At 71.1% G+C, this 14,871-nt stretch carries 15 protein-coding genes; 5 read left to right on the top strand and 10 right to left on the bottom strand.

Annotated elements, in window-relative coordinates:
* Positions 1-101 precede the first annotated feature (101 nt).
* Genes VGD70_RS11135 through VGD70_RS11125 form a run of 3 tightly spaced genes read right to left on the bottom strand, consistent with a single transcriptional unit; the run spans position 102 to position 2,121 of the window.
* On the bottom strand, positions 102-926 hold the full coding sequence (locus VGD70_RS11135) for an alpha/beta fold hydrolase (RefSeq protein ID WP_331080832.1): 825 nt from the start codon (positions 924-926) through the stop codon (positions 102-104).
* Positions 927-928: 2 nt separating this feature from the next.
* Positions 929-1,972, bottom strand: a complete 1,044-nt coding sequence (locus VGD70_RS11130; protein WP_331080764.1) for an ABC transporter substrate-binding protein — start codon at positions 1,970-1,972, stop codon at positions 929-931.
* Between the two features lie 14 nt (positions 1,973-1,986).
* Complete coding sequence (locus VGD70_RS11125) at positions 1,987-2,121, bottom strand: hypothetical protein (protein WP_331080762.1); 135 nt, start codon at positions 2,119-2,121, stop codon at positions 1,987-1,989.
* A 77-nt stretch (positions 2,122-2,198) separates the two neighbouring features.
* Here VGD70_RS11125 and VGD70_RS11120 point away from each other — a divergent pair, with 77 nt between their 5' ends.
* Positions 2,199-2,330, top strand: a complete 132-nt coding sequence (locus VGD70_RS11120; protein WP_331080760.1) for a hypothetical protein — start codon at positions 2,199-2,201, stop codon at positions 2,328-2,330.
* 136 nt (positions 2,331-2,466) lie between these two features.
* Positions 2,467-2,823: a hypothetical protein gene (locus tag VGD70_RS11115; protein WP_331080758.1), complete on the top strand. Its 357-nt coding sequence runs from the start codon at positions 2,467-2,469 to the stop codon at positions 2,821-2,823.
* A 4-nt stretch (positions 2,824-2,827) separates the two neighbouring features.
* On the opposite strand, the gene VGD70_RS11110 is transcribed toward VGD70_RS11115, so the two are convergent.
* Both VGD70_RS11110 and VGD70_RS11105 read right to left on the bottom strand, forming a co-directional pair.
* Positions 2,828-2,974: a hypothetical protein gene (locus VGD70_RS11110; protein ID WP_331080756.1), complete on the bottom strand. Its 147-nt coding sequence runs from the start codon at positions 2,972-2,974 to the stop codon at positions 2,828-2,830.
* A gap of 23 nt (positions 2,975-2,997) precedes the next feature.
* Positions 2,998-3,876, bottom strand: coding sequence for a hypothetical protein (locus VGD70_RS11105; RefSeq protein WP_331080755.1), 879 nt, complete (start codon positions 3,874-3,876; stop codon positions 2,998-3,000).
* Positions 3,877-3,948: 72 nt separating this feature from the next.
* Between VGD70_RS11105 and VGD70_RS11100 the strand changes: the two genes are divergently transcribed.
* Entirely contained in the window at positions 3,949-5,109 is a 1,161-nt protein-coding gene (locus VGD70_RS11100; RefSeq protein ID WP_331080754.1) for an MFS transporter, read from the top strand.
* Between the two features lie 305 nt (positions 5,110-5,414).
* Here the strand turns inward: VGD70_RS11100 and VGD70_RS11095 are convergent, their stop codons facing one another.
* Entirely contained in the window at positions 5,415-5,891 is a 477-nt protein-coding gene (locus VGD70_RS11095; RefSeq protein ID WP_331080753.1) for a DUF488 domain-containing protein, read from the bottom strand.
* 81 nt (positions 5,892-5,972) lie between these two features.
* Complete coding sequence (locus VGD70_RS11090) at positions 5,973-6,368, bottom strand: RidA family protein (RefSeq protein WP_331080830.1); 396 nt, start codon at positions 6,366-6,368, stop codon at positions 5,973-5,975.
* 138 nt (positions 6,369-6,506) lie between these two features.
* Between VGD70_RS11090 and VGD70_RS11085 the strand changes: the two genes are divergently transcribed.
* On the top strand, positions 6,507-7,481 hold the full coding sequence (locus VGD70_RS11085; protein WP_331080751.1) for a helix-turn-helix transcriptional regulator: 975 nt from the start codon (positions 6,507-6,509) through the stop codon (positions 7,479-7,481).
* 261 nt (positions 7,482-7,742) lie between these two features.
* Complete coding sequence (locus VGD70_RS11080; RefSeq protein ID WP_331080750.1) at positions 7,743-7,925, top strand: hypothetical protein; 183 nt, start codon at positions 7,743-7,745, stop codon at positions 7,923-7,925.
* A 66-nt stretch (positions 7,926-7,991) separates the two neighbouring features.
* On the opposite strand, the gene VGD70_RS11075 is transcribed toward VGD70_RS11080, so the two are convergent.
* From VGD70_RS11075 to VGD70_RS11065, 3 genes are all read right to left on the bottom strand, one after another.
* Entirely contained in the window at positions 7,992-11,708 is a 3,717-nt protein-coding gene (locus VGD70_RS11075) for a CARDB domain-containing protein (protein ID WP_331080749.1), read from the bottom strand.
* A 284-nt stretch (positions 11,709-11,992) separates the two neighbouring features.
* Positions 11,993-12,469 (bottom strand): (2Fe-2S)-binding protein, encoded by a 477-nt coding sequence (locus VGD70_RS11070; protein WP_331080748.1) that lies wholly within the window; start codon positions 12,467-12,469, stop codon positions 11,993-11,995.
* Positions 12,470-12,480: 11 nt separating this feature from the next.
* Entirely contained in the window at positions 12,481-14,814 is a 2,334-nt protein-coding gene (locus VGD70_RS11065; protein ID WP_331080747.1) for a molybdopterin cofactor-binding domain-containing protein, read from the bottom strand.
* Positions 14,815-14,871: the final 57 nt, after the last annotated feature.

Genomic DNA, 14,871 nt, shown 5'->3' with positions numbered 1-14,871 from the left:
GCCGTGACGCTACTCGGCGCTGCGAGGGCGCCGGTTCACGTACCGCCGGCGCCCTCGCTCTCGGCGCTCCGCACGGCGAAGTTCTGGCCGAGACGGGCCGCTCAGCCGTCCAGGTCCCGCCAGAACTCGAGGGCCGCGTCGACGCACCGGTCGGGGGCCAGGAGGTTGACCCCGTGGCCGTACTCGTCGAACACGACCGAGCGCGCGTGCGGCAGCCGGGCCGCCGAGGCGACCTGCTGCTCGGCGACCCAGCCGCTGGCGCCGCCAATCAGCAGGAGGGTCGGGCTCGCGACCTCCTCGACCCGGTCGGCGATGCTGACCCTGCCGAAGCAGTTGGTCAGGCCGGCGGCCACGTGGACGGGTGTCCTCCCCATCTGTTCGACGTACCAGTCGACGAGGCGCGGGTCGGCGTGGCGGGTGTCGAGCCGGTAGTCGATGGTCTTGGCGCACCACTGCGCGACGCCGTACTTCTCCAGTGCCGCGGCGGTGCTGGGCTCGCCCATCGGGTACACGTCGTCGTGGATGCGGCGGGGAATGTGCGTCGGGGCGTCACACAGGACCAGGCTCGCGATCCGCGCCGGCTCGGCCAGGGCGACCAGCATCCCGAGCAGGGAGCCGGAGTGCTCGCCCACCCAGTGCACCCGCTCCAGCTCCAGCCGGTCCATCACGTGCAGGAGGTCGGTGGCCAGGTCCGCCGCCTCGAACTCGAAGTCCCGGGGCGGCACGGGGGACTCGCCGCAGCCGCGGATCTCGGGCCGGTAGACCCGGTGCGCCCCGGCGACCCGCGGCACCCAGCAGTCCCAGAAGCGCGCGTTGCGGCCGAACCCGTGCACCATGAAGACCGGGACCGACTCCTCCCACGGCCAGCGGAAGTCGTCGACCAGGCAGTTGAGCTCCGCGCCGTCCGGGAGCAGCACCGTCGGCATGGTCACCGTTCCTTTCCGAGTGCCTTGGTGACGAAGTCCGCCGGCACGATCGCGGCGTAGTCGAAGTCCGCCTTCGAGCCGTTGCTCCGCTCGAAGTCGGCCAGCACGCCGAACGACTTCTTCGTGATGAGCGGCGAGTCGGGGATCACCGGGAGGACGTCCTTGAACGCCGCGTCGAAGGCCTCCTGCCTCATGTCCGGGAAGGACTTCCGGACGATCGCCTTGCACGCGTCCGGGTCCGAACCGAGGAAGTCGAAGGCCCGCTGGAGCCCGCGGATGACGCCCTCGAGCTGCGCCGGCCGGTCGGCGAGCTGCTTCTTGGTCGTCGAGCCGATGAGGTACGGGTAGTCCTTCAGTCCCGGCACCTCGGAGGGGCGCAGGAACAACGTGCCCGCGCCCTCGAACTCCGCGGTCACGCCGACCGGCGGCGATCCCGCCATCACGTCGATCTTGCCCTGGCGCAGGGCGGCCATCTCGCCCTGCGGGTTGTTCAGCGCGATCATCGTGGTGTCCTTGTCCGCGTCCAGGCCGTACCGCCCGAGGATGTGGCGGTAGAAGCGGTCCATGGACCCGCCGGGCGTGTCGTAGCCGAGCCTGGCGCCACGCAGCGCTTTCACCTTGTCCGCTATGGACGAGTCCGCGGTGATCCCCCGGTCCTTCAGGAACTCGGCCCGCCCGGTCAGCTCGACCGAGTAGCCGAGACCCACCGTCACGAGCAGCTGGAGCGGGGCACCTTCGGCGATCGGCGCGATGACCGTCGGCCCACCGGTGAAGGCCATGAACGAGTCGCCCTGGATCATCGACGCGAGCGCGGTCGGCGCCCCGTGCTGGATGTTGACGAGGTCGACATCGAGACCCTCGTCCTTCCAGAATCCCTTCTCCAGCGCGACATGCGGCGCGGCGAAGTTGATGGTGTTGCCGATCACGATGGTGACCGGCGTCAGGGCCCCGGGGCCGGCGGCGGTGTCCTGCCCACACGCGGCGAGCCCGACGAGCACGACCGCCGACAGTGCCGCGGCCAACCTTGGTGCGCGAGCACGGTTCATGTGACACCTCTCGGTCAGAGTGGTTGCGCGGAACGGGTGATGGGTGGCGTGCAGACGAGGTGCTTCGCGAACCGGTGCACGTGGTCGATCGGGCGGTAGCGGGTCATCAGGTCGGCGTTGCGCAGGAAGAACCCCCGGGAGCTGCTCATCGACCGCGCGCCGCGGGCGCATCCGGTGCAGCCAGTCCGCACCGTCGGCGATCACCGGCTGGGCCACCACGCCCTTGATGGACTCGTCGGCCGCCGCGGCGATGATCGCGGCCGGGTTGGTGTTCCAGTGCATGACCCGCCGCTCGATCGCCTGCATCACGGCGAGCAGCACGGTGGCGAAGAACATGAGAAGCACGATTCCCGCGTAGACGTCGATGCCACGCTCACCCTGCCAACCACTAGCCGGTGCCCATTTCGCTCGAGTGAGCGCACCGGTGGCGAGAATATATGATATGTCATATGGCCTGTCAACGACCGCGCTCACCGACCGGGAGGCTTGGGGCAATGCCCGCCATCGAGACAAGCGACGCCTGCACGATGTACTCCGCCGAGGAGTGCCACGCCGACCTGTGGGGACCGGAGCCGGAGACCGTGCTGCTGGTGCACGGCATGGCGGAGTCGGCCCGCTCGTGGACGGCCTGGGTGCCGCACCTGTCCAGGCGGTACCGCCCGATCGCCGACGGCGCCTCGCAGGACGTGTGGAACGCCGAGGTCCGTGACTCCTACGGCTTCCTCGTGCTACCGGTCGACGGCTACCACATCGCGGCGGCACTCCCCGACCTGTGCGCCGAGATCGTCGCCGCGTTCCTCGGCGGCTGCTCCCCCGTCGAGCCGGCCCGGCTGGCGGACGTCGCGGCGTGACCGGTCAGCGCTTCGTGAGGCTGCTGGCCACGGCGTAGCTCGTGCCGTGCTCGTCGACGCCGGTGCGGAAGGACTCCTGGTGCCGGCCGTCGCTCACGGTCGTCCAGAACCGCAGGGTCACCACGGCGCCGGCGAGCGGGCAGACCTGCACGAGATCGACCGTCTGCGCCAGCGCTAGGCCTCGGCCCGGACCGCGCGGCGGCCGGCCTCGAAGCTGCGCAGGGCGGCGCCGACGGCGGTGGCGACGGTGAGCTCGAAGATCTCGTCCTGCGAGTGGCCGGCGGCGGTGAGGCGGGCGAGGTCGGCGTCGGTCACCCGGTGCGGCGCGTCGCGGACGGTGCTGGTGTAGGTCTGCCACGGCTCGTCGAGCGGGGTGCCGGCCGCGGCGGCCGCGCGGATGGACCGATCCGTGCGGCCCGGTGACTCGAGCACGGTCCGCCGCAGGTTCTCGACCAGGCCCGCCGAGCGGTCGCCGCGAGTGCCGCCGGACAGGAGGAAGCCGGGCAGCCGGTAGCCGAACCGGTGCAGCGCCCGCGTGCCGGCGTGCAGTTGTCCTTCGCGCAACCGGAACCCGAACGCGTGGGCGAGCCGGTTGATCGTGTTCCAGACGAGGTTGACGTGCAACGCATCCGCGACCGCCCGGTCCGGCAGGCCCGCGATCCCGCCCGCCTCGACGCGGTCAGGGGTCCGGGTGACCGTGGCGAGGAAGTCCCGCACGGCGACGAGCTCCGGGCGCGCCGTGCCCGGGTCGTCCGGGTCGAGCGAGCCCCGGGAGGCGAGGCGGGTGAGCTCGGTGTGCGCGTCGATGCAGAAGGGGCACTCGAAGAGCCGGGCGGTGGACATGGCCAGGAACTCGCGCTCGCCGGCGGTCCAGTACGACCGACCGCGCATCGCGCTGACCGTGAGGGCGAGCATCGGCCGGCCGAAGAAGTCCGGGCGGTACAGCAGCATCGTCACGACGTCCGGCATGTCCACACCGGACATCCGGCGCACGGTGGCCAGGAACAGCCGGGCCCGGCGCCGGTGCCCGTGGTCGAGCACGTCCAGTCTCATGTGGTCACTCCCGCCCGCCGGCCGGCACCGTCCTCGCAACCGTAGCGGTCGGCGTCGGGTAGGTTGGCGCGCATGCCCGACCGCGCCGTACTGCCCTTGTACGGGGCGGGTTTCGTCACCGCCTTCGGCGCGCACAGTATCGCCGCCAGCCTCGGCGGCTACACCGAGTCCGAGCACGCCTCGCTGCTCACCCTGGGCATCCTGCTCGCGGTGTACGACGGCGCCGAGGTCGTGCTCAAGCCGGTCTTCGGCACGCTCGCCGACCGGATCGGCCCGCGTCCGGTCCTGCTCGGCGGGCTGGTTGCGTTCGCGCTCGCGTCCGGCGCGTTCGTGCTCGCCGGCGACCCCGCGCTCGTGGGGGTCGCGCGGTTCGCGCAGGGAGCCGCGGCCGCCGCGTTCTCCCCCGCCGCGGGCGCGATGGTGGCCAGGCTCGCGCCCACCGCCCGGCACGGCCGCGCGTTCGGAAGCTACGGCGCGTGGAAGGGGCTCGGCTACACGCTCGGCCCGCTGCTCGGCGGCGTGCTGATCGCCCTGGGCGGCTTCACCCTGCTGTTCACCACCCTCGCCCTCGTCGCCGCCGTGGTCGCCGGCTGGGCCGCGCTCGCGGTGCCGGCCGTCCCGCCGCTGCCCCGCGCCCGCCAGACCCTGCTCGACCTCGCCCGCCGGCTGGCCCACCCCGGCTTCCTGCGGCCCACGCTCACCCTCGCCGCGGCCACCGCGGCCCTCGCGGTCGGCGTCGGGTTCCTCCCCGTCCGGGGCGCCACCGCCGGCCTCGGCCCGCTGGTCACCGGCATCGCCGTCTCGCTGCTGGCCGCCGCGGCCGCCCTCGTCCAGCCGTGGGCCGGCCGCGCCCGCGACGCCGGCCGGCTGCCCGACCGCGCCGGCATGGCGGCGGGCCTGCTGCTGGCCGCCGCCGGGTTCGTCGTCGCCGCGTTCGCGCCCGGCCTGTTCGGCATCCTCCCCGCCGCGCTGGCCATCGGCGCCGGCACCGGGCTCGTCACGCCGCTCGGGTTCGCCGCGCTCGCCGCCGCCACCCCGCCCGAGCGCCTCGGCCAGACGATGGGCAGCGCCGAGGTCGGCCGCGAGCTCGGCGACGCCGGCGGGCCGCTGCTCGTCGGCGGCATCGCCGTCGCCACCACCATCACCGGCGGGCTCCTCGCCCTGGCCGGCCTGCTCGCCTGCGCGGCCGCCGCGGTCGGCACCACCAGCCGCGCGGCACGACGGTCGGGCTGAGTCGCGTCGAGGTAGAGCGTGGTGACAGTGATCGATACCTCCGGCTCACTGCCACACAGTGTGTTTGCTCCCAGTGCGACCACATCACCGACGTTGATGTGCTCACCCCGAACTCGCTGAGCAGGATCGCCGAGCCGTGCCGGAGGACGATGAGCCTCACGCAGTCGTAGGCGAGCGGGCTGACCGGATGATCAACCGTGCGGGTCTGCGCAAGGACCGGCTGGTAAGGATGCGTCCTGTGCGGCATGAGACAACCGGGCGGCGCGAGGGGTACGCGATGACCTCGCGTCTGAGGAATTCGCGCGTCACGACGTGCGCAGGTGCTCGATCGTGAGGCGGTGCTGCTCGGTCAGCCGCCGGGCGATCAACGAGCGGTGGCAGGCCTCAGGGTCGCGCTCGACACAGAGCAGCGCTGCGGTCCCGCTGCTCGGCAGCGCCGACACGATCGGCGTGAGATCGGCGCGGTCGAGGATCTCGGTGGTGTAGCGGCGGGTGTACTCGGCGGCGAGCTCGCGGCGCGAGCGCTTGCCGACCCCTTGGCGGTCATCCTCGGCGTACTGGAGCTGGCGTAGCTCGGTGGTTGGAGCGAGCTCGGGGTGGTGCTCGTAGGCGATCCGGGCCTGGGCGAGGGCCGCCTGCAGCCGACGTGAGTTCGCCCAGGCGTACTCGGGTCCGCGGACACCGCGGCGCTGGCGTACGTCGAGTAGCAGGCAGACGTCCGTGTGCCGCAGTCGTTGCAGGAAGGACTCGCCGTCGAAGCCATAGACGCCGATTGTCACCATCCTGAGCATCGGAAAATCACCCACCTGCCTGCTACTCGTGCCGGTTCAGCCGGCAGCCCTACCGGAGGCGCCGAGGTCGCATCACGCGACGGCGGTCCCCTCGAGCTCGACCATCAGGTCGGGGATCGCCAGCCGTGTCACCCCGAGCATCGTGGTGGTCGGTGCCACCCCGGCTGCCCCCAACCGCGACGCCAGCACGCCGTAGTGCTGGAAAAGCAGATCGACGTCGGTGGTGTAGACGTTGAGCCGGACGAGGTTCGCGAGGGACATGCCGGCCTCGCCGAGAACGGCCTCCAGGTTGTCGAGGCTCAGCGCCGACTGCGCCGCCATGTCACCGGCATGCTGGGGCTTACCGTCGCCGCTCATCGCGGTCTGCCCGGAGCAGTACAGGGTCCGGGTGTGCCCGGAGACGATCTCACCCTGGTTGTACCCCAGCTCCGCAGACCACGTCCACGGGTTGACCGCCGTTCGTTCCACTGCCACATCTGCTCCATTCGATTCATCGAGAGTACGTACGTCCATCGGCTCGGTAGCCACCATCTTTGACGTCGTGTCGATAAGCCTCCCAACGAATCACGACATCTTGTGTCGTGTATTTTGGGTAAAATTGTTCGCATGCGCGCCGACCGGTTGGTATCGCTGGTGCTGCTGTTGCGCCAGCACGGTCGGCTGTCCGCGACCACGCTGGCCCGCAAGCTGGAGGTATCCACCCGCACCGTGCTGCGCGACATCGAGGCGCTGTCCGCAGCCGGCGTCCCGGTCTACGCCGACCGCGGCCGGCACGGCGGTTTCGCGTTGCTGCCCGGTTTCCGGACCGAGCTCACCGGACTGAATCACGACGAGGCCCTTGCCCTGCTGGTCGCCGGATCGCGGCGCGGCGCGCAGGCATTCGGCCTCGGCTCGGCGCTCGCTTCGGCCATGCTCAAGGTGGTTGACGCGCTACCGGAAAGCTATCGGGACACCGCGGCCAGCGTGGCCGAGCGATTGCTCATCGACCCCGAGACCGACCTCCTCTCGCGCCGGCAGGTCGCTGAGGAGGTGCCTGACTCCATCGTGGCCGAGGTTCGGCGCGCGGTGTTCGCCGGGCACAAGCTGCGCATCCACTACGCGGCGGTGGACCAGGCCCCGAAATGGCGCACGGTGGACCCGATCGGACTGGTCACCGTACGCGACCAGGGCTACTTGCTGGCCACGAGGTCTGGCGCGGACCGCACCTACCGGCTGTCCCGGGTCCTGGCCGCCAAGGAACTCGCCGAACCCGCACAGCGACCAGACCGGGTCGATCTGGACCTGGCCTGGCAGGAACGCAGCACGCGGTTTCGGGCCGGCGGCGACCAAGTCACCGTGCTGGTACGGGTGGACCCGGCGCGGCGGGAGGACCTGGTGGGCACCGCGCTGGCCGTCCTCGCTGAAGAAGCCGACGCAGATGGCTGGCTGCGGCTGGAGGTGACCTTCCAAGATTCGAGACACGCCGAATGGGCGCTGTGGCAGCTCGCCACGAACGCGGAAGCCCTGGCCCCGCAGTGGTTGCGCACCTCCCTGCGCAACCGCGCCGCCGCGGTCGCCACCTGCTACGGAGTGTCATCCTGAGAGTTCTGGTACCAGTCCTTCCACCAGCTCGACCTCGCCGAGGAGCTCGTCGACGGCCGGCCGGACGCGGTCCACACCTACCTGCGGCACTTCTGGACCCACTGGTCCGGCCCGGACTTCACGCTGCCCGACGAGCACCTAGCCGGGGTCTACGGCGAGCCGGGCGCGTTCGTCGCGTCCGTCAACTGGTACCGCGTCGGCTCCGGCGCGATCGCGAGGGCACTGGCAGAGCGGCCGCCGCGCCCCGAGGACCGGATCGCGGTGCCCACCACCGTGCTCTGGCCGGAGCACGACCCGCTGTTCCCGCGCGCGTGGGCCGACCGGATCGACGAGTTCTTCGTCGGCGCCCGGCTGCGCAACCTCGACGGCGTCGGCCACTTCACCCCGCTGGAGGCCCCGCACGACTTCGCCGCGGCACTCGCGGTCGCGGCCAGCTCGGTCTGAAGTGGACAGTGAAGCGGTCCCGCCCGGTCGTCGGGCCCCCCGGACGGGGACCCGACGACCGGTGCGTCACTGGCCCGGCCGGTAGCCCACCGTGGTCGGCCTGGCCTCCAGGTGGAGGGGTTGCCGGGCCGGCTGGCCGCCCGTGATCACGAAGCCCGAGCCCGGCTCGGTGACGATGTTGCCGGTCGAGGAGTTGGTGATGGTCACGTTCGTCAGCGTGGCGCTTCCTCGGGCGCCGCTCATGGCGAGGATGCCCGCGCCGTTGTTGGACTTGTCGATCCGGACGTTCGTGACCGCGACCCCCGGCACGGTACCGCCGCCGGTCTTGAACTGTATGCCGTCGTAGGTGGAGTCGCTGACGTCGGTGTCCCGGATCGTGACCCCGGTGATGTCCCGGCTCGCCGCGAACAGCGTGATCGCGCCGAACTTCTGCTGCTCGCCCCAGAAGACGCCGCCACAACGGAAGAGCGCGTTGTTGGCGATCAGCGTCTGGCCGGAGAAGGGCAGCGGGTCGTGGTCGGTCGCCAGCATGACGCCCGGGTAGTTCATCGTGTCGTAGATCAGGTTGTTCTCGATCTTGTTGCCGTAGCCGCCGTAGATCGCGACGCCGTTCGCGCGCCAGGGCAGCTGGATGGTGTTGTTGAGGAACTGGTTGTCGTGCGCGATGTCGACGTTCGGGTCCTTCACGTACCGGCTCGCCCACACCGCGAGCGAGTCGTCACCGGTGGTGCGGAACGACGAGTTGAACACCTTGGAGTTCCGCGTGCCGTTGGTGAAGTTGATGCCGTCGGCGTAGGTGTCGCGGATCCGCATGCCGCTGAACTGCAACCCGTCGGCGGGACCCCACAGGTTGGGGATGTTGTCGAAGTCGCGGCCGACCCAGACACCCACGTTGGCGTGCTCGATCCACACGTTGGTGATGCTGGTGCCGGTGCCGAACCGGCCGTTGAGGCCCACCCCGCCTTCCGCGTTGCCGTCCCCGCCGCGGATCCGGCCGGAGCCGAAGATCGCGATGTCGGAGATCTGGGTGTTCTTGTCGATGTCGAAGCCGAAGTTGCCCTCGTGCGGGTGGTTGATGCCGCCCGCGTTCTGCGGCTCGGTCAGCGTGTAGAGCTGGGAGTGCCACATCCCGGCGCCGCGGATCGTGACGTTGCTGATCCCGATCTGGTTGTACGGCCCCTGGTTCAGCGGGTCGTCGGTGAGGATCTTCTGCTCCTGGCGCCACTGGCCCGCCGGGATCCACACGCAGCCGATCACGCCGTTCTGGTCGTCGGTCACCGCGCGCTGGATCGCGGCCGTGTCGTCGAGCCCGTCGTTCGGCACCGCGCCGTAGGCCGTGATCGAGGTGCAGCCGGCCGGCTGGCTCGTGGGCGGCGCCACCTGCTCCAGGTCGATCAGGTCGATGACGTAGAACGACGCCGTGTCACCGGAGTCGCGCTGCAGCCGGAACTTCGTGCCGGCCGGGTAGGACGAGGACAGCAGCGCGTGCGACTCGTCGAACAGCCGCCGCGCGTTGGCCTGCGGGGCGTTCGTCAGGCCCTCGGGGTCGTCGGTGGTCCCGTACAGCCAGCTGTGCTTCGACGAGAACGTCAGCTTCTGGGCGAAGGTGCCGTTGACGTAGAGGCTGATCGTGGCGTCGATGCCGCCGCCGCCGGCCGCGTCCGGGATGGAGTTGCGCACCACGATCGAGTTCGACTGGTTCGACGAGGTGAACTCGACGTACTGCCCGGTGTTGTTGAGCCGCACGGACTTGCGGCCGGAGGACTCGGTCGCGAAGTTGGTGTGCCCGAAGGTGCGCAGCGGGTCGGTCTCCAGCAGCGTGCCCTGGTAGCTGGCGGCCTCGGCCTCGTACTCGACGTAGGGCACCGCGGCGCCCCGCCCGACCACGATCGCCTGGGAGAGCACGTTGTTGCCCTCGTTGGTCTCGGCGACGACGTTGGTCGCGTCGGCGGTGGCGGTGATCGTGGCGCCGCCGCTGGTGGCGGTCCAGCTGCCGCTGACCGCGACGGTGGCCGTCGCGCCGGAGGCGATCGCCGCGGTGTTCGTGTTGAGCGTGGTGCCGCCCACGGTCAGCCGGGTGACCGTGGCGCCCGCGCCGGTGGTGCCGCGGTTGCGCACCGCCACGGTGAACGTGACCGAGGCGCCGACGGCCGGGTTCGGCGGGTTGGAGGTGATGGCGAGGACCTCGAGGTCCGGGCCGGGCGCCTGGGCGACCACGAGCGGCGAGGGCGCGGTGTAGCTGTTGTTGCTGTCGTTCTGCTCGATGACCGTGTTGGTCGGGTCCACCACGGACGTGACGGTGTAGCTGCCCATCGGCCGCGTCCCGGCATCGAGCGAGACGGTGCTCGAGGCACCCGCGGCGAGCGCGCCCACCGGGGCGCTGCCGACGACCGCGCCGCCGAGGCTGAAGTTGACCGTGGTGGCGCCGGCGGCCGCCGAGCCCGCGTTCCGCACGATGGCGGTCAGCGTGATCGGGGTGGCCTCGTCGGGTGACGCGGGCGTCCAGGTGGTCGCCGTGACGGTCAGGTCCGGGTTGGGTGCCGGGGTGCCGATGACCTGGAACTCGGCGACCTGTCCGCCGGGTGCGCCGGTGTTGCTGAAGAACTGCAGCCGCACGTCGGCCGCGCGGCCGGTGACCGGGATGGTCACGGAGTTCTGGTTCGTCGTCGGGTCGAACGCGTAGTCGGCACGGGCCTTCAGCGAGGTGAAGCCGGTGGCGGCCTGGTCGCGGCCCAGGATCTCGACGTTCTGCGTGCGCGGTCCCCACACCGGGTCGGGGTTGAGCTTCACGACGACCGAGGTGACGTCGGCGTTGGCGCCGAGCTTCACGGTGAGCGTCGACGGGTACCCGGCGGCGGACTCCCAGTAGGTGGCGACGTTGCCGTCGTTGGCGTTGGCGGCGACGAAGCTGTTCACCGTCGACGACGCCTCGATGGGCTTGCCGGCGGCGAGGTTCGAGCCGGCGTTCTGGCCCGCGCGGGTGACCCGGTTGCTGTCGGGCGACTCGTTGCCGGCCGCGTCGCGGGCCCGCACGAAGTACTCCGCGGTGGCCGTCGCCGACTGCGCGTCGGTGTAGGTGAGCACGGTGCCCCCCACGGTCGTCACCAGGGAGTTGTTGCGGTAGACGGCATAGCCGGTGACGCCGACGTTGTCGGTCGACGCGGTCCAGGCCAGCCGGATCTGCCCGGCACTCGGCTCGGTGTAGGACAGGTTGCCGGGCGCAGTGGGCGGCTGGGTGTCACCGCCGCCGGAGTCCGGCCCGTACAGCTCGAGCTCGGAGAGCTGGGCGGCCGGCCACTGCGTGTTCGCGGTGATGTTCAGCCGGACGTAGCGGGTGCTCGCGGTGAACGTGATCGTGACGGTGTTGGCGCTCGCGGGGTCGAAGGCGTACCCGGCCGAGCCGGCGAGGTCGGTGAACGTCGCGCCGTCCGCGCTGCCCCGGACGGCGAGGGTCTGCGTGCGGGCCCCCCAGTTCGTCGGCAGCTTCAGCACGACCCTGCTGACCGCCTTGGTCGCGCCGAGGTCGGCCTGGATCCATTGCGGGAACGCGTTGTTGTTGCTCTCCCAGTAGCTGGCCTGGTTGCCGTCGACGGCGTTGGTCACGGGGTAGCCGGGCAGCGCGCTGCTGGCCGTGACGGTCTTGCTCAGCGGCACTTCGGCGAGTGCCGCGGGCGGCTGGGGGCCGTTGGCCGCGGAGGCGGGGGTGATCGCGATCCCGACGACGGTGAGGCCCGCCGCGAGGATGCCGGCTGTCAGCCGCCGGCCGAGCTTGGTCCGTTTCATGGCGCCTTCTGTTCTGTCGCAGGGCAGGCCGGGGTCACCGACGGGCGGGCGCCGGTTCGGTGGGTCAGGGCTGGGTGACGGTGGTGACGGTGGGCAGGGTGTCGTAGACGCGTCACTGAGCGGTTACCAGGATGCAACAGCATGCGACCTTGTCGCAAGATCTTGACGAGGTTAAGAAATTTTCCGACTTGAGTAAGTCAGGAGCGCAACACGGCTCCCGCGGCCCCGAAACGGGGCGGCGGGAGCCGGGAAAAGGGTGGCGAATCAGCGGCGCGGTGGGCAGGTCACATGCGCTGGGCGCCGTCCTTGATGGCCGCGCGGATCCGGGTGTACGTGCCGCACCGGCAGATGTTGCGCAGCTGGTCGATGTCGGCGTCGGTGATCTCGCGGCCCTCCGCCTTGACCTTCCGCACCAGCGCCACCGCGGCCATGATCTGCCCCGGCTGGCAGTAGCCGCACTGCGAGACGTCCTTGTCCAGCCACGCCTCCTGCATCGGGTGCAGGTCGCGGCCGACGGTGTCCGGCAGGCCCTCGATCGTGGTGATCTCGTCGGTCGGCTTGATCTGCGAGACCGGCACCGAGCACGGGTTGAACGCCTTGCCGTTGATGTGCGAGGTGCAGGACTTGCAGACGTTGAGCCCGCAGCCGTACTTCGGCCCGGTGACCCCGAGGATGTCGCGCAGCACCCACAGCAGCCGCACGTCGTCGGCGACGTCGACGGTGACCTGGGTGCCGTTGAGCTTGAACGTGTGTTGCGGCACGGAAAGCCTCCTCAGAAGGCGGAGTCGAGGCCGTTGGTCGGCGACTGCGGGGTGGACGGCTGCAGCGGGTACGGCTCGAAGCTGAGCGTGCCGTGGTTGATCGGGAAGCTCGTCGGCATCGTCCCGGTGGCGCGGGCGTAGGCGCACGCGACCGCGGCGAAGCTCGGCGCGACGCCGAGCTCGCCCGCGCCGCTCGGGTTGCCCGTCGTCGGCGGCATGACGACCACCTGCACCTCCGGCGGCGTGTTCCACTGCCGGGTGTAGAAGTAGTTGTCCCAGCTGCCTTCCAGCGGGATGCCGTCCTTCATGTGCAGGCTCGACGTGAGCGCCAGCGCGATCGCGTCGTTGAGGCCGCCGATCATCTGCGCCTCGAGGCCGCGTGGGTTGATCGGGAGCCCGGCGTCGACCACGACCGTCGCCTTGGTGACGCGCGGGCCGGTGACCGCGTCGGGGATCGTGCGGTTCACCGTCTCCGGCCGGCAGTCGATCTCGACCAGCGTGGCGACCGCGCCGCGGTACTCGGCGTGCAGACCGAGTCCCTGCGCCACACCCTTCGGCAGCGTCCGACCCCACTGTCCAACCTGGACGGCCCGCTCCATCACCGCGCGCAGCCGCTCGTCCTTGAGGAACTCGCGGCGGAAGGCCACCGGGTCCTTGCCGAGCTTCGCGGCGAGCTTGTCGACCATCAGCTCCCGCGCGCAGGTGACGTTGGGCGAGTAGATGTTGCGCATGCTGCCGGTGTTGAACTTCAGCGGGACCTCGTTGAGCAGCTGGGTGACGACGCCGAAGTTGTACGGCACCGACTGGGTCAGCTGGAAGATCGCCTCGGCGAAGCTGAGGTTGCCGCCGATCGGCAGCTCCGCCGCGGTCGAGGTGATCATCTCGCCGAGGCCGTGGCTGAAGTCGGTCTGGGTGCTGGCGTGGCGCTGCTCGTAGGTGAGCACGTTGCCGAGCAGGTGCGTCGCGCGGACCCGGGAGATCGACATCGGGTGGGTACGGCCCTGCCGGAAGTCGTCGGTGCGGGTCCAGGACAGCTTGACCGGCTTGCCCATCTTCTGCGAGATCTCCGCGGCCTCGGCGGCCACGTTGTGGAACAGGTGCCGGCCGAAGGACCCGCCGCCGGTGACCACGTGGACGACGACCTTGTCCTGCGGCAGCCCGAGCTGGCGGGCGATGTCCTGCTTCGCGTCGATCGGGACCTTCAGCGTCGACCAGATCTCGGCGCGGTCGGGACGCACGTCGGCGATCGCGTTGTCCGGCTCGAGCGGCGCGTTGCTGGCGAAGGCGAAGGTGAACTCGCCCTCGACCGACAGCGCGCCGAGCGGCGGCACCGCGAGCGGCAGCTGGGCGGCCTTCAGCTTGGCGCGCACGGTGGCGTCGGACTCGCCGTCGACCGTGCCGGGACCCCACACGACGTCCAGCGCGCGCAACGCGTCGACGCACTGGCCGAAGGTGTCGCCGCGGACCGCGACGCCGTAGGTGATCACCGCGACGTCGGTGATGCCGGGCATGGCCCGCACCGCGGCCGCGTTGCGCACCGACCGGACCGTGCCGTTGATCGTCGGCGGCCGGCGCACCATGCACGGCTTCGCGCCGGGCACCCGCAGGTCCATGCCGAAGGTCTTGCGGCCGGTGACGATGTCGCGGGCGTCGAGCCGGTTGCGCGGGGTGCCGATGACCGTGAAGTCCGCGGCGGCCTTGAGCCGCACGGACACCTGGACCGTCGTCGGGCTGGCCGCGGCCTTGGCGAGCGAGCCGTAGGTGGCGCTGCGCCCGCCGCCGTGGGACAGCACGCCGTTGCTGGTGGTGATCTCCGCGGCGGGCACGTTCCACCGCGCCGCCGCGGTGCGCACCAGCTGCTCGCGCGCGATGGCCGCCGCCGTCCGCACCGGGGTGTAGATGCTGCGCACCGAGTTCGAGCCGCCGGTGAGCTGGTTCATCATCAGCTCCGGGCGGGCGTCGGCCAGGGTGACCCGGACCTTCTCCAGCGGCAGGTCCAGCTCCTCGGCGATCATCATGGCGACGGCGGTGGCGATGCCCTGGCCGACCTCGGTGCGGTGCAGGGCGAACGACGCGGTGCCGTCCTCGTTGACCTGGACGGCGATGAGGCCGGACGTGGGCAGCGCGGCCAGGTTCTGGAGGTCGCCGAGGTCGAAGAGGTCGGCCGGCTGCGGCAGCGACGGGACGGCCGCCTCGGCCTGACCCCCGCCGAGCGCGACGCCGGCCATCGACACGCCGGCGGCGAGGGTGGGTGCGGCGAGCAGGTACCCGAGGAACGTCCGGCGGCCGACGTCCCTGGACGTGCCGGCGGGGTCCTCGGTCGGCAAACGACGTTGTTGTGCCATAGGGGGTCGGTCCTCTCACCCTCACGCCGTGCGGGCACGCTGAGTGGCAGGTCAGTG

It is taken from the genome of Actinophytocola sp. (assembly GCF_036402745.1).
GTDB lineage: Bacteria > Actinomycetota > Actinomycetes > Mycobacteriales > Pseudonocardiaceae > Actinophytocola.
The sequence above is the reverse complement of the archived record's forward strand: the minus strand, read 5'-3'. Positions and strand labels throughout refer to the sequence as shown.